The following is a 20,947-nucleotide window of genomic DNA, read 5'->3' as shown; positions in this document are numbered from 1 at the left end:
CGTCGAGCGCAGCCGCGGCGGCGTCGGCGTCGGCCCTGGCCGCCCGGATCACCGAGCCGACCCGGCCGAACAGGTCGACCTCGTAGGAGACGTCCAGCCCGACGTCGTAGGTGTCGGTCTCCGGGGCCTCGGTTCCGGCGGGAAGGCCCGGCACGGTCGCCGCAGAGGGGCGGCCGGTGCTGAAGGCCGCCGTGGTCGTGGTCCCGGGCAGGCGGGCGGTGCGCGCCTCGCCGAGCGCCGCGCGGACGCGACGCAGGTTGGCGGCCGCCGCCTCGAGCTCGTTGTTGTTGGCCAGCGCCTCGGCCACCAGCGCGTCCAGCGCCGGGTCCTGGTACAGCCGCCACCAGTCGTCGCGCGCCGCTTCGGCGGATACGGCGGGGGTGGCGGCGCCGATGAAGGCGCCCGACGCCTGGGGGGGAAGGGCGGCGTCGGGCGCCTTCGGCCCGACCGCGCACGAGGCCAGGAGGAGGCTGGCGCCGGCGGTTGCGGTCAGGAACCGGAGAGAGGGTCGTTGGATCATCAGGCGTCTCCCGTCCGGGGCGAGGCGGACTGGGCTTCGATATGGGGGGGCAGGCCTTCGGTGGTCGGAACGGTGCGCTCCTTCTCCGGCGCCTTGGGCATCTTCGAGGCCAGCCAGCGGCAGATCACGTAGAACACCGGGGTGAAGACCAGGCCGAACAGGGTCACGCCCAGCATCCCCGAGAACACCGAGGTGCCCAGCGACTGGCGCATCTCCGCCCCGGGGCCGGTGGCCAGCATCAGCGGCACGACGCCGAAGATGAAGGCGAAGGAGGTCATCAGGATCGGACGCAGGCGGGTCCGCGCGGCGCGCACGGCGGCGTCCCAGCGGTTCAGCCCCTCGTCCTCGGCCTGCTTGGCGAACTCAACGATCAGGATGGCGTTCTTGGCGGCCAGGGCGATCAGCACCACCAGGCCGATCTGGACGAGGATGTTGTTGTCCAGCCCGCGCAGGTTGACCCCGAGCATCGCCGCCAGCACGCACATCGGCACGATCAGCACCACCGCCAGCGGCAGGGTGAAGGCTTCGTACTGCGCCGCCAGCACCAGGAAGACGAAGACGACGGCGAGGGCGAAGACCACGGTGGCGCCGCCGGCCGACTGCTTCTCCTGCAGCGCCAGACCGGTCCACTCGTAGGAGAAGCCCGGCGGCAGGGTGGCCTCGGCCAGCTGCTCCATGGTGGCGATCGCCTGGCCGGAGGAGACCCCGGGCGCCGCCTGACCCTGCAGCTCCGAGGCCGGGAACAGGTTGTATCGCACCACCCGCGCCGGGCCGGAGTCCTCGCGCAGGGTGGCCACCGAGCCGATCGGCACCATGGCGCCCGAGGCCGAGCGGGTCTTCAGGTTCGCGATGTCGGCGACGTCGTCGCGCGACGTCGGCTCCGCCTGGGCGGTGACCCGGAAGGTGCGGCCGAGGAAGTTGAAGTCGTTGACGTAGGACGAGCCCAGGTAGACGCCGAGCGTGCTGAACACGTCGGCGGGCTGCACGCCCATCATCAGCGCCTTGTCGCGGTCGACGTCGGCGGCGATGCGGGGCGAGCCGGTGTTGTAGGTCGAGAACACCTGCTGCACCTGGTCCGGCGCCTGGGCGGCGGCCCCCATCATGGCGAAGGTGGCGCCCTCCAGCGCGCGGTAGCCGGCGCCGGAGCGGTCCTGCACCATCAGCTGGAAGCCGTTGCCGTTGCCCAGCCCCTGCACCGCCGGCGGGGCGATGACGAAGATGTTGGCGTCCTCGATGCCGTAGGTCGCGCCGGTGATGGCGCCGGCCAGCGCCGCGGCCGACTGCTCGGCCGTCTTGCGGTCGTCGAAGGCGTCGAGGCGCACGAAGATGGTCGCCGCGTTGGAGCCGAACGAGAAGCTGGAGCCGTCGAGGCCGGCGAAGGCGACCATGCCTTCCACGCCCTCGGTGCCCTTGATGATCTCCGAGGCGCGGGTCATCACCGCTTCGGTCCGCTCCAGCGAGGCGCCCGGAGGCAGCTGGATGACGCCGATCAGGAAGCCTTGGTCCTGCTCGGGAATGAAGCCGGACGGCGTGTCCATCACGCGCCAGGTCGTCAGGCCCAGCAGGGCGACATAGACGATCAGCACGATGCCGACGGTGCGCACCAGCCGCGCGGTCAGCCGGCCGTATTTGTCCGACAGCCAGTCGAAGCCCTCGTTGAAGCGTCGTCCGGCCCAGCCGCCGTAGTAGACAACGGTGCCCCAGGCGCCGGGCTTGCGGACAGTCTCGCCGTGACCCTTGTGCGGCTTGAGCAGCAGCGCCGCCATGGCCGGCGACAGGGTCAGGGACACCAGTAGCGACACCACCGAAGCCGTGGTGATGACGATCGCGAACTCGCGATAGAAGATGCCCGGAATGCCCGGCACGAACATCGTCGGCACGAACACCGAGACCAGCACCAGACCGATCGAGATCAGCGCGCCCGACACCTCCTCCATGGAGCGGTAGGCGGCTTCCTTGGGCGTCAGTCCCTCGCGGATGTAGCGTTCGACGTTCTCGACCACGACGATGGCGTCGTCGACGACGATGCCGACCGCGAGGACGAGGGCGAACAGGCTCAGCGAGTTGATCGAATAGCCCAGCAGCATCTGGACGGCGAAGGTCGCCACCAGCGCCACGGGGATGGCCACGATCGGGATGATCGCCGCGCGCCAGGTCTGCAGGAAGACCAGCACGACGAGCACGACCAGGATGACCGCCTCGAACAGGGTGTGCTGCACGGACTCCACCGAGGCCGCGACGAACTCCGTCGGGTTGTAGGCGATCGAGATGTCCATGCCCTGGGGCAGTTCGGCCTTGAAGGCCTCGACCTCGGCCATGACGCGATCAGCGGTGCCCAGGGCGTTCGCCCCCGGCTGCTGCACGATGGCGATGCCGACGCCCTGCTGGCCGTCGAAGAAGCCCTTGATGCCGTAGTCCTGGGCGCCGAGTTCGACGCGTGCGACGTCACGAACGCGGGTCACGCGGCCCTGGGCGTCGGTCTTGATGACGATGTTGGAGAACTCGTCCGGATCGCTCAGGCGGCCCTGCACCTGCACCGGCAGCTGGAAGGCCGCGGCGTTGGTAGGGAAGGGCGGCTGGCCGATCGAGCCGGCGGCGGCCTGGACGTTCTGGGCTTGCAGGGCGGCGACGATGTCCGGACCGGTCAGGTCGCGCGCGGCGGCCTTGGCCGGGTCGATCCAGACCCGCATGGAGTAGTTGCCGCCGCCGAAGATGGACACGTTGCCCACGCCCTCGATGCGCAGCAGGCGGTCCCGCAGCGTCGAGTTGGCGTAGTTGCCGACGTAGTCGTTATCCAGCGAGCCGTCGGGCGAGGTCAGCCCGAGGATCATCAGGAAGCCCGACTCCTGCTTGTTCACGGTCACGCCGATCTGGCGCACCTGTGCAGGCAGTTTCGGCTCGGCCAGGGCCACGCGGTTCTGGACCAGAACCTGCGCCGCATCCAGGTCGGTGCCCGGGTTGAAGGTCACGGTGATCGCCACCGTCCCGTCCGAGGTGGACGAGGACGACAGGTACAGCATGCCCTCGACCCCGTTCACCTCCTGCTCGATCGGGGCGGAGACGGTCTCCGCCACGGTCTCGGCCGAGGCGCCCGGATAGGCGGTGTTGATGGTGATCGTGGGCGGCGCGATCTCCGGATACTGCGAGAGGGGCAGCAGCGGATACGCGAACACGCCGATCAGGGTGATGAACACCGAGATCACGGCCGCGAAGATCGGCCTGTCGATGAAGAAGCGTGAGATGTTCATTGTCGGATCAATCGCCCGAGACGCTGGCGGCGAAGGTGGCGGTCGAGGCCGGAGCCTGGGTCGTCACGGGCGCCTGGACCTGCTGGGCGACGGGTTCGATGCGGCCGTTGCGGGCCTGAACCTTCACGCCCGGCTGCTGCACGCGCTGCAGGCCGTTGATGATGACGCGGTCGTTGGCTTGCAGACCGCCGCGGATGACGCGCAGGCCGTCGACCAGCGGTCCCAGCTGGACTGCGCGCGGGGTCACCGAACCGTCGGCGGCCACGACATAGACGACGCGGCGGGCCTGATCGGTGGCGACGGCGGCGTCCGGCACCAGCATGGCCTGGTACGAACCGGCGCCGGCCAGACGGGCCTGACCGAACATGCCCGGCTTCAGGAAGCCGTCGGCGTTCGGCACCAGGGCGCGCAGGCGGATGACGCCCGAGGCCGTGTCGACCGCGTTGTCGGTGAAGTCCAGCGAGCCGGTGCGGGTGTAGCCGCTCTCGTCCTGCAGACGGATCTGGATCGGCGCCGCGCCGTTGCGCGCCTGGCGCTGGTACTTGAGCAGCACCGCTTCAGAGCCGTCGAAGACGAAGTGGATCGGGGCGCTGGAGACCACGGTGGTCAGGACGTCGGCCTGCGACGAGCCGCCGGCGACCAGATTGCCCGGATCGACGCGACGGTCCGAGACTCGACCCGAGATCGGGGCGACGACGCGGGTGAACTCCAGGTCCAGCTGGCGGGCGCGGACGGCGGCGTTGGCGGCGGCGACGGCCGCTTCGGCCTGCTGCACGGCGCCGCGGCGGGTGTCGACTTCAGCCTGCGACACAGCCTGCGAGGCCAGCAGGGTCTCCGAACGGGTCAGTTCGGTGCGGGCCAGGGCCAGTTGGGCCTGCGCCTGCGCCAGCGAGGCGCGGGCCGAGGCGAGGGCCGCCTGGGCGGGGCGGGGGTCCAGGGTGAACAGCAGCTGGCCGCGCTGGACATAGTCGCCGTCGCGGAAGTGGACGCCCTGGATATAACCGCCGACGCGCGCACGCACCTCGACGGATTGGGTCGCTTCGAAGCGGCCCGTAAATTCATCCCAATCCTGCACGGCGCGGACCAGCGGCGTCGCCACGGTCACCTGCGGCGCCTGGGGCGCCTGCGCTTCGCTGGATTGAGAACAGCCATAGAGCGCGGCGGCCATGATGGCCGACGCGGTCACGATCTTCACCGTGCGCATGAACGCTAGTCTCCGAATGGGAGCAAATCCCTGTCCTTGTCGACCGCGGGAATCGGGGGGAGCCCGCTTAGTCAACGCCCGGTGACTTAATGGTGATGCAGGCGCGTCTTGTCAACGGGTGATGACAAAGCCATATTCCCGCTGGGGCTATTCCGGAGAGCTAACCCATTGTTTTGTCATGTCGCGCCGCGGCCAAGAAATGCTGAGGCGACTCGCGCGGCGATCCTGAACGCCGCGCAGGAGCGATTTTCCCGGGACAGTTATGACGATGTCGGCATGCGCGACATCGCCGGTGACGTGGGTGTCGATGCGGCGCTGGTGTCCCGTTATTTCGGATCCAAGGAAGACCTGTTCGCGGCTGTCCTGGACAGCTGCTCGAACGGCAATGAACTGATGGACGGTCCGCGCGGCGAGTTCGGCCGCCGGGTCGCGCACGAGGTCATCTTCAAGCCGGCCAAGGAGGGCAAGCTGAAGGGCCTGCTCATCATGCTGCGCTCGGTCGGCTCGGCCAAGGCCATGGAGATCGTCCAGCGCACCGGGACCGAGCGCTTCTTCAACCCCTTCGCCGAATGGGTCGGGGGCGAGGACGCCATGGTCCGCGCCCGTCTGGCCGCCGCCACCATCATGGGCATGGCCGTCAGCCGCGAGATCACCGGCGGCTTCGGCCTGACCCAGGAAGAGTGCGAGCGGATGGAGGTCCGCATGGCTGCGCTTCTGCAGGGCGCCATCGACGGCTGAGGCGCGCCGCGGACGGCCGCCTTAAGGTCTGATTAACCGGAAAAATCCCGCGCCGCCCCATTGTCGCCGCGTGAGGGGATCACCTATCGAACAGCTACGGTTGTATCGGGGTGAGTGGCGTTATGGGCGAAGTTGAAACCGGGACGATTCCCGTCGCTACGGACACCCCTCCGGCGTTCACCTACTCGTGGGATTTCGACAACGGCCTGGGCCCGTGGACGACGTGGTTCTCCCCCTCCGTCGTGACCGAGGCGGGCGGCGAGATCGAGCGCTTCACCCGCCTGCAGGCCTCGGGCCCGCTGGACGCCAACCACATCGACGGCGTCGGCGCGATCTGGCTGGTCGCCCACCTGTCGACCCCGACCCTCGGCTCGCCCGGCGCGCTGAACCTGCTCGACGCCGAGTTCGAGATGACGGTCCGCACCAAGGACTTCGAGGCGAACGGCGGCAAGCTGGCGCTGTGGCTGTGCCGCTATGTGCCCGAGACCGGGCTGATGGAGAATTTCTACGTCGGCCTGCAGGTCACCAACTGGGCCAACACGGGCGACGACCTTCTGGGCCAGATCTCGGACGAATGGTCCACCGTCACCCTGAAGATCAGTGATGATCCCGCCGACTGGACCTACGCCGGGAACTACCAGTCGATGGAAGGCGATATCGCCGACCGCTACGCGCCGTTCGACCTTCAGCAGACCCTGTCACACGTCGACGCGACCCTGCATCTGGTCATGCTGAACCCGGACCCGGACAATGCGCCGACCGGCTTCCTCGACCTCGCCAACATCACCCTGCGCACCCAGACCCCGGCGACGCCGGACGGCCTGTCGGGCAGCAATCCCGAGGTCCACTACGGGCTTGAGGACCAGGTCGCGACCGGCGTGCTGAACGGCGTCGACGGCGTCGACATGCAGAACGCGACCTTCACCCTGGTCGCGGACTCGGCGGTCAACGGGGTGGCGACGGTGGACCCGGCGACGGGCGCCTTCACCTTCACCCCGCCGGCCAACTGGTACGGCCCGACCTACAGCCAGGGCTATGCGACCTTCCGGTACACGGTCAGCGACGGGGTCACGACCTCCGATCCGATCACCGTCGTGGTCTATGTCGGCGGCGTCAACGACGCACCCGAGCTGACGACCCGGACCGAAAACGCCGAACTGGCCGCGGGGCAGCCGTACAGCTTCACCCTGTTCAAGGGCTCCGACATCGATGGCGACCAGCTGACCTTCAAGGTCGTGGCGGACTCCGTCGTCGGCGGGACCCTGACGCTGGACGCCCGCACGGGCCGCTACGTCTTCACCCCGACCGAGGGTTTCACCGGCGCCGCCTCGTTCCGCTACGTCGTCTCGGACGGCCAGCTGGACAGTGTCGAGAAGACGGTCACCCTGAATGTCCACGCCGCCGGCGATCCGCCCGCGCAACTGACCTTCGATGACGCGGTCAACTTCCTGCTCGCCGGGGATCTGGAGCAGTGGCAGTACTGGGTCGTCCGGCTGGCCGACACCGACCCCAACGCCGCCTACCACTACGCCACCTGGCTGAACGACGGCATCAACGGCGTGACCCAGAACTGGGATCTGGCGCGGCACTATTTCGAGTCCGCCATGGGCGCGACGCCGGACGTGAACCTGCGGCTGGCCACCCTCTATGTCGCGGGCATGGGCGGCGAGCGGGACTATGAGGGCGCCCGCGCCCTGCTGGAGGCGCTGCCGGACAATCCCGTCGCCGTCTTCCGTCTGGCCATCCTCAACGACCTCGGCTTCGGCGGTCCCGTCGACAAGGCGCTGGCCGTCGAGGGCTATATGCAGGCCGCGAAGATGGGGAACATGGAGGCGGCCTGGAATCTGGGCCGTCGCTATCTGGCGGGAGAGGGCGTCGCCGCCTCGCCGGAGGACGCCTATTTCTGGATCGGCGTGGCGGTGAAATTCAACGCCGCCCCGAACGCCAACATCCACCAGCTGCTGGTCTACAACATGTCGCTGGCGGCCAACGGCATGACGCCGGCCCAGGTCGCGGCGCTTGATGCGGCGATCGCCGGCTGGGACGTCGGCGAGGCGTCTCCGGTCAATGACGCCCCGACCCTGTCGGGAACCGAGACGGTCCTGCCGCCCGCCGCCGACGGCGCGCCGGTCACCGGGACGCTGGCGACCGGCCATGACGCCGACGGCGACCGGCTGACCTATGCGGCGGTGGACGGCTCCGCCCTGAACGGCGTGGTCACCATCGACCCGGCCACCGGCGCCTTCACCTTCGTCCCGACGCCCGGCTACACGGGGACGGCGGCGTTCACCTACGTCGTCAGCGACGGGCAGTCGGCCAGCGCCCCGCGCACCGTGACCTTCCCGGTCGAGGCCGCCACCGTCGCCGTCGCCGACACCGCCGTCACCGACGAGAACGCCGTCCTGACCGTCGCCGCCGCCCAAGGGCTTCTGGCCAACGACAGCGCCGGCGCCGACTCCACCCTGGCGGTGTCCGCCATCAACGGCGTCGCCGCCGCGGTCGGCCAGCCAGTGACGGGAAGCTGGGGCGTGCTCGTCGTCCAGGCGGACGGGTCCTACGTCTTCACGCCGTCGGCCGCCGCCCTGACCCTGCTGCAGGGCCAGACCGCGACCGACAGCTTCACCTACACCCTGACCGACTCCGAAGGCGTCAGCCTCAGCACCACCCTGACCATCACCGTCAACGGCCTGGCCGGGACGGTGGTCTCGGGCTCGGGAGTCATCATCGGGTCCGCGTACGGCGACGTCCTGACCGGCGGTTCCGGCTATGACGTCCTGATCGGTCTGGACGGCGACGACCGCCTGATCGGCGGCGACGGCGCGGCGGACGAGCTGTACGGCGGCGTCGGCGACGACACCTATGTCGTGACCACCATCGGCGACAGCATCATTGAGCTGGCGGGCGAAGGTTTCGACACCGTCGAGACGACGGCCGACGCCTATACGCTCGGCGCCAATCTGGAGGCTCTGGTCTACACCGGAACGGGCGCCTTCATCGGGACCGGCAATGCGCTGGACAACGTCATCACCGGCGGCGGCGGGGCGGATGCGCTGTTCGGCCTCGCGGGCGACGATGTGCTGCGCGGCGGCGGCGGCCTGAATGTGCTGCACGGCGGTCAGGGCAATGACGTCTATGTGGTCGAGACCGCCACCGACAGCATCATCGAGCTGGCGGGCGAGGGGACCGACACCGTCCAGACGGCCCTCTCCGGCTATGTGCTCACGGCCGCCCATGTCGAGAACCTGACCTACATCGGGTCCGGCAACTTCACGGGCGCGGGCAATGCGCTGGCGAACGTCATCACGGGCGGGGCCGGGGACGACGTCCTGTCGGGCGGCGCCGGCAACGACACCCTGATCGGCGGCGCCGGTCTGGATACCGCCAGCTACGCCGACGCCCTCGGCGCGGTCGATGTCCGCCTGAACGGCAATGTCACCCGCAACGACGGCTTCGGCGGCGCGGACACCCTCAGCGGCATCGAGAACGTCACCGGCTCCAGCTTCGACGACCTGCTGATCGGCGGCAACGGCGCCAACGTCCTGAGCGGCGGTCTGGGCCGGGACACCCTGATCGGTCTGGACGGGGATGACGTCCTCGACGGCGGCGCGGGGCTGGCCAACACCCTGCAGGGCGGCCGCGGCGACGACACCTACATCCTGTCGGCCGTCGGCGACTCGATCGTGGAGTTCGCGGGCGAGGGGATCGACACCGTCCTGACCGCGCTCGGATCGGTCCGGCTGGCGGTCAATGTCGAGAACCTGACCTACACCGGCTCCGTCGGCTTCTTCGGTCAGGGCAATGCGGGCGACAACATCATCCGCGGCGGCGCCGGTCGCGACACCCTGATGGGCCACGACGGCAACGACATCCTGATCGGCGGCGACGGCGTGCCCGACGAACTGCACGGCGGGGCGGGCGACGACATCTTCGTCATCACCGCGGGCGGCGACACCATCGTCGAGTACGTCGGCGGCGGCTTCGACACCGTCCAGACCACCCTGTCCAGCTACACCCTGCGCCTGAACGTCGAGGCCCTGACCTACACCGGCGCGGGCGACTTCACCGGCACGGGCACGGTCGAGGACAACGTCATCACCGGCGGCGCCGGGGATGACGTGCTGAACGGCAAGGGCGGGGACGACACCCTGATCGGCGGCGACGGGACGGACGTCGCCGTCCTGACCGGGCTGCGGGACGACTACCTGCTCGAGCAGATCGACGGCGGCTGGCGGGTCACCGACCGGATCGGCGGCCGCGACGGCGTGGACCTGCTCTACGGGATCGAGACCCTGCGCTTCGGCAACGGCCAGACCCTGTCGCTTGACAGCCTGGCCGCCCCGGCGTTCGCCGTGTCCGACAAGGAAACCGGGCCGCAGGTCCTGCCGGTCGAGCCGGACCCGGTTGACCACGGCGCCCGCTGGACCGCCCGCGGCGGCGAGGGGACGATGATCACGATCGACGCCGACGGGGTGATCCACACCGTTACCGGCTGGGACCACCTGTTCTAGGGCGGGCTCAGCCGCGCGGCGTGAACTTCCGGATCACGCCCGAGAAGGTCATCAGGATCCGCTCGCTCGCGGTGATCTGGCCGCGCACGAAGATCAGGCTCTTGCCGGCGCGCACCACCTCGCCGGTCGCCTCGACCAGCTCGCCCACATAGGCGCCGTCGATGAAGGTCGAGTCCAGCGACACGGTCACCCCCGAGGCGCCCTCCATCTCCTGATAGGCGGTCTGGAACAGCGAGATGTCGGCGAAGGTCATCAGGCAGCCGCCGTGCATCCGGTCGCCGGCGTTCATATGCTTCTGCTCGGCGCGGAAGGCGCAGCGCATCCGGCCGTCCGGGTCCGGCTTGAAGTAGAAGGGCCCCACCACCTGATCGAAGGTGCCGTGCAGGTCATAGGTCTGCCAGCCGGTGAACTCGCCCTCGGTGACGGTGATTTTCGCGACCATTGTAATCCTGCCTTCTTCTCGCTCTCGCAATGCAGCATATAGGCCCGATGAGCGATCCCATCGAAGCCGCCATTTTCGAAAAATTGGCGAAGGCCGACCCCAAGAACGTCGGCGGCAAGAGCATTGAGCCCGCGGATGTGGCCAAGGAGCTGCAGCCGGAGCAGTGGCAACGCATGCTGCCCAAGGTGAAGTCGGCCGCCCTGCACCTGATGCGCCAGGGCAAGCTGACCATCACCAAGAAGGGCAAGCCGGTCGATCCGAACAGCTTCAAGGGCGTCACCCGCCTGCGCCTGCCGACGCCGGAAGAGACCGCCGCCGCCCTGGCCGCGCTTCCGCCGAAGACGGACGAAGACGAGGACTGATCGGGCCGCGGAATGAGCCTTGAGGCCGTTCTCGCCGACATCCGCGCCTGCCGGGCCTGCCTCGGCCAGTTGCCGCACACCCCGCGCCCCGTGGTCCGCGTCTTTCCCGGGACGCGGCTGCTGATCTGCGGCCAGGCGCCCGGTCGTCGGGTGCATGAGAGCGGCCTGCCGTTCACCGATCCCTCCGGCGACCGTCTGCGCGACTGGCTGGGTGTGGACTACGAGACCTTCTACGCCGACCACCGCATCGGCGTGGCGGCCCAGGCCTTCTGCTATCCGGGGACCGCGCCGAAAGGCGGCGACTATCCCCCGCCCAGGAAATGCGCCGAGCTCTGGCGGCCCCGGCTTCTGGCCGAGCTCCCCAACGTCGAGCTGACCCTGCTGGTCGGCGGCTATGCGCAGGCGTGGGCGCTGGGCGATCGCGCGAAGGCGACCATGACCGGGACTGTGCGCGCGTGGCGGGACTACGCGCCCGCGATCCTGCCGATGCCCCATCCCTCCTGGCGCAACACGGCGTGGCTGCGAAAGAACCCGTGGTTCGAGGCCGAGGTGATCCCCTATCTGCGCGAGCGGGTGCGTGGCATGCTCGGCGCAATGACGGGGAGTATGGCGTGACGTTTCGTTTCCGGTGGCCGGCTGTGCTGGCGTTCTGCCTGTCCCTGTCGGTGGCCCTGCCGGTCGCCGCGCAGGAGCTCAGCCCCCTGCAGTTTCGCGCCGAGTTCCTGACCAGCCTGCGCGCCGCCGCGCCCGATATGACCGTCACCGTCGAGGGGGACGTCATCCACCTGCGCGGCCCCGACGGTCTCGAGAAGCAGATCGTGCTGGATCAGGCCTACCGCCGCTACCGGGGCGGCGAGGACAAGACCGCGGTCATCGACAGCATCATCGCCATGGCCCTGATGCCGTCGCCGGGCGCCTTCCGCGAGGACATCGCCTTCATTCTCGTGCGTCCGACCTCCTATCTCGACCCCTTCGTCGACGGCGCCGAGGCCGCCCGGCCTCTCTATCGTCCGTTGGCCGCCAACCTGCTGCTGATCATGGCCCAGGATCACGGCCACTCGTTCAGCTATCCGCCCGAAACCGGCGTCGCCGAGGTGGTCCCTGATCTGGAGGCGGCCTGGACCCGCGCGCGGGATCGCACCGTCGGCGCCTTCGGTCAGGTTTCTCTCGAGAAGCTGCGCGAGGGGCTGTTCCTGCTCACGGCGCGCGAGGACATCGCCGCCAGTCTGGTCATGGATCCGGAGATCTGGGCCGCGCCGGACATCGTCGCCATCGGCCGCGTTCCCGCCGTCGCGGTCTTCCGCGACGCCCTGCTGATCGTCGACGCGAACAACCCGCAAGCCGTGGCTGACCTGCGTCGCGTGGTCTCGGACCAATCGGAAAATCCCGCGATCCTCACCGACCAGCTGATCGTCAGGAGGGATGGCCGGTGGTCGACGCTTCCGCGATGATCCAGGCGGCGCGCGGCCTCGCCGGAGCGCTCGGCCTGTTGGCGTTGGCCGCCTGCGCCACCCCTGCGGTCCAGCCCGTTCTGACGCCGCCGAGCGGCTTCACCGGCCCGGCGGTCGAGGCGTCGACCCTGCTGATGGACGACGGCGCCCGCCTGCCGGTGGCCCGCTGGTCGCCGCGCGGCGAGCCGTGGGCCGTCATCATCGCCCTGCACGGCATGAACGACAGCCGCGCCTCCTTCCGGTTGGCCGGTCCGTGGTGGGCCGAGCGCGGGATCGAGACCTGGGCGATCGACCAGCGCGGCTTCGGCGCCGCCCCCGGCCGCGGCGTCTGGGCCGGCGAGGCGCGGATGACCGAGGATGTGCGCACCGCCGTCGCCCTGGCCCGCGCGGCGCATCCGAACGCGATCATCGCCGTGGCGGGCGAAAGCATGGGCGGATCGGTGACCATCGCCGCCTTCGGTTCGGACCGGCCGCCCGCGGCGGACCGGGTGATCCTGCTGGCGCCCGGCGTCTGGGGCTGGACCGCGCAGGGGCCGGTCAATTCCTCGGCCCTCTGGCTGGCCGCCCGGGCCATGGGCGACCGGGCCGTGGACGCGCCCGAATGGGCCATCCGCGCCCATCCCGCCTCGGACAATATGGTCGAGCTCTATCGCAACGGCCGCGACCCGCAGAGCATCATCTCGACCCGGTTCGACACCCTCTACGGCCTCGTCGACCTGATGGAGAGCGCCTCCCTGAAGCTGGGCCGCATCCGCGAGCCGACCCTGCTGCTGTACGGGGCCACCGACAACGTCATCCAGAAGCCCGCCATGCGACTGGCGCTGGAGCGGGCCGGCGAGCGGCCCGGGTTCCGCACGGCCTACTACCCCGACGGCTGGCACATCCTGAACCGCGACCTGCAGGCCGAGACCATGTACCGCGACGTCGAGGCCTGGCTGAGAGACGCCCGGGCTCCGCTGCCGTCGGGGGCAGGGCCGGTACTGTCGGCGCTGGGGAGGTGATTGGTGGCAAGTGTCTAGTGACTGGCCGACATTGGGGGCGGCCGCACGGGCCGCGCCGCCCTTCCGCCCGCAAAGAAGCGGCGACTCTAGCCACTAGCCACTAGCCACTTTCAGCTTCTGCGCCTGCAACTGGCCCGCGGCCGCCCGCGACAGCGCCCGCCCCATCCCCATCACGAAACCGCCATGCTTGCGCGCTACCTCCCCGCGGCGTAATCAGCCGCGCAATAAAAATACCCGGGAGTAACGCTCATGAGCATGACCCTTTTCGATTCGCCGTCGTTCGCGAACCACGAAGGCGTTCACGCCGTCTTTGATGAAAAGACCGGCCTTCGCGCGATTATCGCTGTTCACTCGACTGCCCGCGGCCCCGCCGTCGGCGGCACCCGCATGTGGAACTACGCCTCCTCGGCTGAAGCGCTGGAAGACGTCCTGCGCCTGTCGAAGGGCATGAGCTACAAGAACGCCGTGGCCGATCTGGAGATGGGCGGCGGCAAGTCGGTCATCATCGGCGACAGCCGCACCCAGAAGACGCCCGAGCTGTTCGCCGCCTTCGGCCGCGCCGTCTCGACCCTGGGCGGCATCTACTACGCCGCTGAAGACGTCGGCGTGTCGGTCGCCGACATCGCCGAAGCCCGCAAGGTCACGCCGTATGTGCTCGGCCTGTCGGATGGCCCGGAAGCCTCGGGCGACCCGTCGCCGGTCACCGCCGAGGGCGTGTTCCGCTCGACCCTGACCGTCGCCCGCCGCCTGTGGAAGCAGGACGACCTGACCGGCCTGACCATCGCCCTGCAGGGCATCGGCCACGTCGGCGGCTACCTCGCCGACAAGCTGCACGCCGCCGGCGCCAAGCTGGTCATGACCGACGTCAACACGGCCCTGCTGGCCGAGGTCGCCGCCCGCACCGGCGCCGAGATCGTCGCCCCGGACGCCATCTATGACGTCAAGGCCGACATCTACGCCCCGTGCGCCCTGGGCGCGACGCTGAACCCGCAGACCCTGGACCGCCTCTCGGCCAAGGCCGTGGTCGGCGCCGCCAACAACCAGCTGGCCACTCCGGAAATCGGCCGCATCCTGTTCGAGCGCGGCGTGCTCTACGCGCCGGACTACGTCGTCAACGGCGGTGGCATCATCAACGTCGCGTCGGAACTGAACGCCCGCAACACCGGCGGCGCCTATGACGCGGCCTGGGTCGAGGGCAAGCTCTCGCGCCTGATGGAGACCCTCGACGAGGTCCTCGAGCGTTCGGCCTCGGAAGGTCGTCCGACCCACGAGATCGCCGACGCCATCGCCGAAGCCCGCATCAACGCCGCCCGCGCCGAAAAGGCCGAGCAGCTGAAGGCGGCGTAATCCGCCTCAAGGCGCATCGCGTTCCCGACCGGCCGTCCCGCTTCCGCGGGGCGGCCGGTTTGCGTTTGGGGGCGTACGACCAATCCTGACGCACCCGGCTGCTAATCTTCCGCCTCGGCCGATAGACGATCTGGACGATCTGGACGGTATATTTTGACGGTCCCCCTCGCCCGATCATCGGCTCCGTGGGCCGGATTCGCGCGACAGGCGCATCCGGCCCATCATCCCGCATTCCACCCGTTCTGATTCGGGCCGAGACGCATGACGACGACCACCGCCCGCCGCTCCATCGATCCGCTGCTGATCGTCATGGCGCTCGGCTTTGTCGTGGCCGTGGGGGCCATGGCCTATCCGGCGTTCCGCGCCGACCCGATGAGCACCCCGGGCCTGATCCTGATCTTCACCGTCGGGGCCGTGTCCCTGATCGGCCTGTTCACCTTCGCCCGCAGCGAGAAGCGCCCGCCCACCGGCGACGCCGACGTCGACCTGCTGGACGCCATGGTCGAGCCTGCCGCCCTCGTCTGGGCCACCGGCCAGGTGCTGGCCTACAACGCCGCCTGGGCCGACGCCGGGGGCGCGACCGTCGCCCTGCCGCCCGCCCGCTCCGGCGGCAAGTCCGCCTCGGCCCTCTACATGGCCTTCGCCCAGGCCCGCGCGGGCGAGCACGGTCGCGCCATCGTCACCGTCGGCTCGCGTGAGCTGGAGGTCCTGATCGGTCGGGCCGGGGAGGGGCGTTTCCTCCTGCGCGCCGCGCCCGAAGCCGTCCTGCCGGTCGCCGCGCCCGCCGCGGATCGTCCCGTCGCCGCCCAGAACGGTCCGGGCGGTCGCGCCATGGCCGCCGGCGCCCCGTTCGGCTCGGCCCTGCTGCAGGCCGACGACCTGTTCGCGGGCAAGGTCGAGGAGGCCAACGCCGCCCTCGCCCTGCTGACCGGCCCCGCCGCCGCCCGTGACGCCGCCTTCGGCCACCTGTTCGAGCCGTCGGGCGTGATCGAGGCCAAGGCCAAGCTGAACGCCGGCTCCTCCGGCCCGATCGAGCTGGTCGCCCGCGCCCACCCCGACCGGATGCTCCATCTCTATGTCGCGCCCGAGAACGGCAAATGCCGGGTCTGGCTGTTCGACGTCTCGGCCCAGAAGTCGATGGAGCTGCAGCTGTCGCAGGCCCAGAAGATGCAGGCCGTGGGCCAGCTGGCGGGCGGCGTGGCGCACGACTTCAACAACCTGCTGACCGCCATCCAGCTGCAGCTTTCGGGCCTGCTGGAGCGCCACCCGGTCGGCGATCCCTCCTACGAGGGCCTGAACGAGATCCGCCAGACCGCCATCCGCGCCGCCGATCTGGTGCGCAAGCTGCTGGCCTTCTCGCGCAAGTCGACCGTCCGCCGCGAGCGTCTGGACCTCGGCGAGCTGGTCGGGGAGTTCGCCGTCCTGCTGCGCCGCCTGCTGCGCGAGGACGTGCGGCTGGAGACCGACTACGGCCGCGACCTGCCGGTGGTCCTGGCCGACAAGAGCCAGCTGGAAACGGCGGTCATGAACCTGGCCGTCAACGCCCGGGACGCCATGCGCGGCGTGGTCGAGCCGGGCGACGCCGTCGTCACCATCAAGACCCGCCGCCTGTCGCAGGACGAGGCTCGCCAGATGGGCTGGGTCGCCGCGCCGACCGAGGCCGTCGCCCTGATCGAGGTGTCCGACACCGGCACGGGCGTGCCGCCCGAACTGCTGGACAAGATCTTCGAGCCCTTCTTCACCACCAAGGCGGTGAACGAGGGCACCGGCATGGGCCTGGCCACCGTCTACGGCATCGTCGAACAGGCGGGCGGCCACATCAACGTCACCAATATCGAGGGCGCCGGCGCCGCCTTCCGCATCTTCCTGCCTGAGGCGGCCGAGGCCGAGCTGGCCGAGACCCCGGTGGTCGAGAAGGTGGTCAAGGCGCCGCGCGACCTGTCGGGCGCGGGCCGCATCCTGTTCGTGGAAGACGAGGCCGCCGTGCGCGGCATCGCCGCCCGCCTGCTGCGCCAGCGCGGCTATGAGGTCATCGAGGCCGAGGACGGCGAACAGGCGCTGGAGCTGGCCGAGGAGCACGCGGGCCAGATCGACATGATGATCTCCGACGTCATCATGCCCGGCCTCGACGGTCCCAGCCTGCTGAAGAAGGCGCGCAAATATCTCGGCGACGCCCCGGTCATGTTCATCTCGGGCTATGCCGAGAGCGACTTCTCCGACCTGCTGCAGGACGAGACCGGCGTCTCCTTCCTGCCCAAGCCGCTGGACATCAAGACCTTGGCCGAGCGGGTGAAACAGGAACTGCACGCCGGCTGACCAATCGTTCACTTGTCAGCGTCGATCCCCCGCGCCACGGTCCGCGCCGGGTACCGGAGGGTCTGGGTATGAAGTTCGTCGCCGCCAGTCTGGCTGTCTTGTCACTCGGTCTCGCGACCCCCGTTCTGGCCCAGACGCCCCCGCCGGTCCGCTACGAGCTCAGCTTCGAGAACTCCGCCCACCACGAGGCGCAGGTCCGGGTCACCTACAGCGACCTCGCCGGCGGACCGGTGCGGTTCGAGATGTCCCGCTCGTCGCCGGGCCGCTACGCGATCCATGAGTTCGCCAAGAACCTCTATTCGCTGACCGCCGTCGACGGCGCCGGACGGCCTCTGACGGTCGAGCGCACCGACCCCTACGGCTGGACCGTCTCGGGCCATGACGGCACGGTCACCGTCACCTACACCCTGTTCGGGGATCGCGCCGACGGCACCTACGCCCAGATCGACGCCACCCACGCCCACCTGAACATGCCCGCCACCCTGCTGTGGGCGGTCGGCTACGACGAGCGGCCGGTCACCCTGACGTTCCGGCCCTACGATCCGGACTGGGCCGTGGCGACCCAGCTGCAGGCGACCGGCGAGGAGTTCGTCTTCAGCGCGCCGAACCTGCAGTACCTGATGGATTCGCCGGTCGAGATCAGCGACTTCATGATGCGCTCGTGGGACGTCACGGACGGGGATGAGACCCGCACCATCCGCCTCGCGATCCACCATCCCGAGACGGAAGTGGAGGGCGAGCTGTTCGTCGAAAAGGCCAAGGCGGTCGTCGACCAGCTGATCGCGGTCTTCGGCGACGTGCCCGACTTCGACTACGGGACCTACACCTTCATCGCCGACTACCTGCCGCAGGTCAGCGGCGACGGCATGGAGCACCGCAACTCCACCATCCTCAGCGGCTCGCGCTCGCTGAGCGAGGCGAACTACAGCCAGATCGGCACCCTCAGCCACGAGTTCTTCCATTCGTGGAACGTCGAACGCATCCGCCCGCGTGAGCTGGAGCCGTTCGACTTCACACGCGCCAATCCGACCCCGTCCCTGTGGTTCGCCGAGGGCTTCACCAACTACTACGGCCCCCTGGCCGTCCGCCGCGCGGGCGTGTCGAACATCGACGCCTTCCTCGCCAACGTCGGCGGCCAGTTCAACGCGGTGCTGAACAGCCCGGCCCGCGGCTACGGCTCGCCGCAGGAGATGAGCCTGCGCGCGCCCTTCGTCGATGCGGCGACCTCGATCGACCCGAACAACCCCAACATCTTCGTCAGCTATTACACCTGGGGCGCGGCCCTGGCCCTGTCGCTGGACCTGACCCTGCGCGACCGGTTCCAGAACGTGACGCTGGACGACTACATGCGCTGGATGTGGCGGAACCACGGGGTCAACGAGGTCCCCTATACGCCGGACGACCTGCGCAAGGGGCTGGCCGCGGTCACCGGTGATCAGGCCTTCGCCGACGCCTTCTTCGCCCTCAGCGTCCAGGGCAGCGAGCTGCCGGACCTCCAGCCCATGCTGGCGCAGGCGGGCATCCTGATGCGCCCGCGCAATCCGACCGCCGCTTGGGCGGGCCCCGTGCGGCTGCAGGTCAACGGCGAGACCGTCCGGTTGGCGACGGCGACGGTTCCGGGCACCGGCCTCTACCTCGCCGGTCTGGAAAGCGGGGACGAGATCGTCGCGCTGGGCGACACCACGATCGACAGCCAGGCCGGCTGGGACGACGCGCTCAAGGCCCTGAAGCCCGGCGACACCGTCGCGGTCCGCTTCAACCAGCGGGGCGCCGAACGGACCGGGCAACTGACCCTGGGCAATGATCCGAACGTCGAACTGGTCCGCATCGAAACCACCGGCGTTCAGCCCACCGCCGAACAACTGGCCTTCCGCACCGCCTGGCTGGGTGCGGAGACCGTCCAACCCTGACTTGCCAGAAGATGACCGGCGGCGTTCAGTGCCGCCGGGTCCGCCATCCATGACCTTGGGAGTTCGTCATGCTTGATCGTCGCCGTTTCCTTCTGACCACCGCCGCCGGCGCCGGTCTGGCCGCCACGGGCGGCGCGGTCTTTGCGCAGGAGGCTGGCTCCGCCGACGCGGCCCTGTCCACGGTGATGGACGGCATCACCCGCGACCATCTGCTCAGCTCTCCGGAACTGCTGACCATGCTGGGCATGGACAAGGGGCCGGGCGCGGCGATGAAGGCCCAGCTGGATGACCGCTCCCTGGCCAAGCAGCAGGAGGACAAGGTCAAGTTCGTGGCCTCGATGACCGCCCTGAACGGCATCGACCGCGAGGCCCTGTCGCCGCGCTTCAAGGTCTATCACGACACGGTCAAATTCTTCGGGGACACGGCGATCCAGGGCTATGACTTCCCGTACGGCGGGGGGATGTTCCCGTCGCCCTATACGGTCAGCCAGCTTGGCGGCGCCTACCAGAGCACCCCGGACTTCCTCGACAGCCAGCACTCCATCGACACGGCCGAGGACGCCGAGGCCTATCTGTCGCGCCTGTCCGCGCTCGCCCGGGTCTTCGATCAGGAGACCGAGCGGATGCGTGGCGAGTTCGCCGCTGGCGCGACGCCGCCGGACTTCGTGATCCAGCGCGCCACCGGCCAGATGGGCTCGATCCTCAACGCCGATCCGGCGTCGCTGACCCTCGTCACCTCGGTCGCGCGCCGCGCCGCGGAGAAGGGACTGGCGGGCGACTGGGCCGCCCGCGCCCTGGCCATCGTCAACGGCGACGTCCTGCCGGCGTTGACTCGCCAGCGCGACGCCCTGGCCGCCCAACTGCCGACCGCCTCGCACGACGCCGGCTGCTGGCGTCTGCCGAACGGCGAGGCCTATTACGACTACGGGCTGAAATTCTACACGACCTCGTCCATGACCGGGCAGGAGATCCACGAGATGGGTCTGGAGCAGGTCGCGGAACTCAGCGCCCGCGCCGACGTCCTGCTGCGCGCCCAGGGCCTGACCCAGGGCACCGTCGGCCAGCGGATCGCCTCCATCGCCTCCCACGTCCCGGGGCAGGTCTATCCGAACACCGATGAGGCCAAGGAACAGCTGCTGGCCGACCTCAACGCCCAGATGGCGACGGTCATGGCGCGGATGCCGGAATACTTCGGCCGCCTGCCCACCTCGGCCTGCGACATCCGCCGCGTGCCCAAGGAGATCGAGGCCGGCGCGCCGGGCGGCTACTACCAGTCGCCGTCGCTGGATGGCTCGCGTCCGGGCGCCTACTACATCAACCTGCGCGACACGGCCGAGTGGCCGAAATTCACCCTGCCGACCCTGACCTATCACGAGGCGGTGCCGGGCCATCACTTCCAGATCGCCCTGCAGCAGGAGAAGACCGACACCCCGCTGCTGCTCAAGGTGCTGGGCTTCTCGGCCTATTCGGAAGGCTGGGGCCTGTACTCGGAACAGCTCGCCGACGAGATCGGCATGTACGAGAACGATCCGTGGGGCCGGATCGGCTGCATCCAGTCGCTGATGTTCCGCGCGGCGCGTCTCGTGGTCGACTCGGGGCTCCACTACAAGCGCTGGAGCCGCGAGGAAGGCATCCGCTACATGGTCGACACCCTCGGCGATCAGGAAAGCTCGATCACCACCGAGGTCGAACGCTACGCCGTCTGGCCGGGTCAGGCCTCCAGCTACAAGGTCGGCCACACGACCTGGGTCCGCCTGCGCGAGGAGGCGAAGGCGACGCTGGGCGACCGCTTCGACATCAAGGGCTTCCACGACACCGGTCTGGACGCCGGCGGCGTGCCGCTGACGGTGCTGGAGCGGGTGATCGGCGACTGGGTCGCCAGCCGTCGCGGCTGAGGGGA

14 protein-coding genes are annotated in these 20,947 nt (G+C 69.5%); 10 read left to right on the top strand and 4 right to left on the bottom strand.

All coding sequences use genetic code 11. The features are described 5' to 3' along the window. The 3 genes from VGE03_RS00565 to VGE03_RS00555 all read right to left on the bottom strand — a co-directional run. Positions 1-520, bottom strand: a 520-nt coding sequence (locus tag VGE03_RS00565) for a TolC family protein (RefSeq protein WP_331044516.1), incomplete at its 3' end; no start/stop codon positions are given. Continuing rightward, positions 520-3,768 carry a multidrug efflux RND transporter permease subunit gene (locus tag VGE03_RS00560; RefSeq protein ID WP_331044515.1) on the bottom strand — a complete coding sequence of 1,083 codons (3,249 nt, stop codon included), beginning with the start codon at positions 3,766-3,768 and terminating at the stop codon, positions 520-522. The genes VGE03_RS00565 and VGE03_RS00560, both read right to left, overlap by 1 nt. 7 nt (positions 3,769-3,775) lie before the next feature. Then, entirely contained in the window at positions 3,776-4,972 is a 1,197-nt protein-coding gene (locus VGE03_RS00555; RefSeq protein WP_331044514.1) for an efflux RND transporter periplasmic adaptor subunit, read from the bottom strand. 108 nt (positions 4,973-5,080) lie between these two features. Between VGE03_RS00555 and VGE03_RS00550 the strand changes: the two genes are divergently transcribed. After that, positions 5,081-5,710 carry a TetR/AcrR family transcriptional regulator gene (locus VGE03_RS00550; RefSeq protein ID WP_331044513.1) on the top strand — a complete coding sequence of 210 codons (630 nt, stop codon included), beginning with the start codon at positions 5,081-5,083 and terminating at the stop codon, positions 5,708-5,710. Between the two features lie 122 nt (positions 5,711-5,832). Next, entirely contained in the window at positions 5,833-10,218 is a 4,386-nt protein-coding gene (locus VGE03_RS00545) for an Ig-like domain-containing protein (RefSeq protein WP_331044512.1), read from the top strand. A 7-nt stretch (positions 10,219-10,225) separates the two neighbouring features. On the opposite strand, the gene VGE03_RS00540 is transcribed toward VGE03_RS00545, so the two are convergent. Further along, on the bottom strand, positions 10,226-10,660 hold the full coding sequence (locus tag VGE03_RS00540) for a PaaI family thioesterase (RefSeq protein WP_331044511.1): 435 nt from the start codon (positions 10,658-10,660) through the stop codon (positions 10,226-10,228). 47 nt (positions 10,661-10,707) lie between these two features. Here VGE03_RS00540 and VGE03_RS00535 point away from each other — a divergent pair, with 47 nt between their 5' ends. The 8 genes from VGE03_RS00535 (at position 10,708) to VGE03_RS00500 (ending at position 20,942) form a co-directional block, all read left to right on the top strand. Then, entirely contained in the window at positions 10,708-11,022 is a 315-nt protein-coding gene (locus VGE03_RS00535) for a DUF3253 domain-containing protein (RefSeq protein ID WP_331044510.1), read from the top strand. 12 nt (positions 11,023-11,034) lie between these two features. Further along, the gene (locus VGE03_RS00530; protein WP_331044509.1) at positions 11,035-11,637 is read left to right on the top strand and encodes a uracil-DNA glycosylase family protein; all 603 of its coding nucleotides are present in this window, start codon (positions 11,035-11,037) and stop codon (positions 11,635-11,637) included. After that, complete coding sequence (locus VGE03_RS00525) at positions 11,634-12,473, top strand: hypothetical protein (protein ID WP_331044508.1); 840 nt, start codon at positions 11,634-11,636, stop codon at positions 12,471-12,473. The genes VGE03_RS00530 and VGE03_RS00525 overlap by 4 nt, the downstream gene beginning before the upstream one ends. Next, complete coding sequence (locus tag VGE03_RS00520) at positions 12,452-13,474, top strand: alpha/beta fold hydrolase (RefSeq protein ID WP_331044507.1); 1,023 nt, start codon at positions 12,452-12,454, stop codon at positions 13,472-13,474. Before VGE03_RS00525 ends, VGE03_RS00520 begins: the two co-directional genes overlap by 22 nt. Before the next feature lie 255 nt (positions 13,475-13,729). After that, complete coding sequence (locus VGE03_RS00515; protein ID WP_331044517.1) at positions 13,730-14,821, top strand: Glu/Leu/Phe/Val dehydrogenase; 1,092 nt, start codon at positions 13,730-13,732, stop codon at positions 14,819-14,821. A gap of 261 nt (positions 14,822-15,082) precedes the next feature. After that, entirely contained in the window at positions 15,083-17,137 is a 2,055-nt protein-coding gene (gene cckA, locus VGE03_RS00510; RefSeq protein ID WP_331044506.1) for a cell cycle histidine kinase CckA, read from the top strand. A gap of 68 nt (positions 17,138-17,205) precedes the next feature. Beyond that, a complete protein-coding gene (locus VGE03_RS00505; protein ID WP_331044505.1) occupies positions 17,206-19,047 on the top strand; it encodes a M61 family peptidase in 1,842 nt (613 codons plus the stop codon). A gap of 68 nt (positions 19,048-19,115) precedes the next feature. Next, a complete protein-coding gene (locus VGE03_RS00500; RefSeq protein WP_331044504.1) occupies positions 19,116-20,942 on the top strand; it encodes a DUF885 domain-containing protein in 1,827 nt (608 codons plus the stop codon). Positions 20,943-20,947 lie beyond the last annotated feature (5 nt).

The sequence above is a fragment of the Brevundimonas sp. genome (assembly GCF_036400995.1).
Taxonomy (GTDB): Bacteria; Pseudomonadota; Alphaproteobacteria; order Caulobacterales; family Caulobacteraceae; genus Brevundimonas.
The sequence above is the reverse complement of the archived record's forward strand: the minus strand, read 5'-3'. Positions and strand labels throughout refer to the sequence as shown.

What these genes read in the sequence shown, in the direction of transcription:
- VGE03_RS00545 (WP_331044512.1), top strand. Translation starts at nt 5,833, where the DNA reads ATGGGCGAAGTTGAAACCGGGACGATTCCCGTCGCTACGGACACCCCT.
- VGE03_RS00560 (WP_331044515.1), bottom strand. Translation starts at nt 3,768, where the DNA reads ATGAACATCTCACGCTTCTTCATCGACAGGCCGATCTTCGCGGCCGTG.
- cckA (WP_331044506.1), top strand. Translation starts at nt 15,083, where the DNA reads ATGACGACGACCACCGCCCGCCGCTCCATCGATCCGCTGCTGATCGTC.
- VGE03_RS00535 (WP_331044510.1), top strand. Translation starts at nt 10,708, where the DNA reads ATGAGCGATCCCATCGAAGCCGCCATTTTCGAAAAATTGGCGAAGGCC.
- VGE03_RS00505 (WP_331044505.1), top strand. Translation starts at nt 17,206, where the DNA reads ATGAAGTTCGTCGCCGCCAGTCTGGCTGTCTTGTCACTCGGTCTCGCG.
- VGE03_RS00515 (WP_331044517.1), top strand. Translation starts at nt 13,730, where the DNA reads ATGACCCTTTTCGATTCGCCGTCGTTCGCGAACCACGAAGGCGTTCAC.
- VGE03_RS00530 (WP_331044509.1), top strand. Translation starts at nt 11,035, where the DNA reads ATGAGCCTTGAGGCCGTTCTCGCCGACATCCGCGCCTGCCGGGCCTGC.
- VGE03_RS00540 (WP_331044511.1), bottom strand. Translation starts at nt 10,660, where the DNA reads ATGGTCGCGAAAATCACCGTCACCGAGGGCGAGTTCACCGGCTGGCAG.
- VGE03_RS00555 (WP_331044514.1), bottom strand. Translation starts at nt 4,972, where the DNA reads ATGCGCACGGTGAAGATCGTGACCGCGTCGGCCATCATGGCCGCCGCG.
- VGE03_RS00500 (WP_331044504.1), top strand. Translation starts at nt 19,116, where the DNA reads ATGCTTGATCGTCGCCGTTTCCTTCTGACCACCGCCGCCGGCGCCGGT.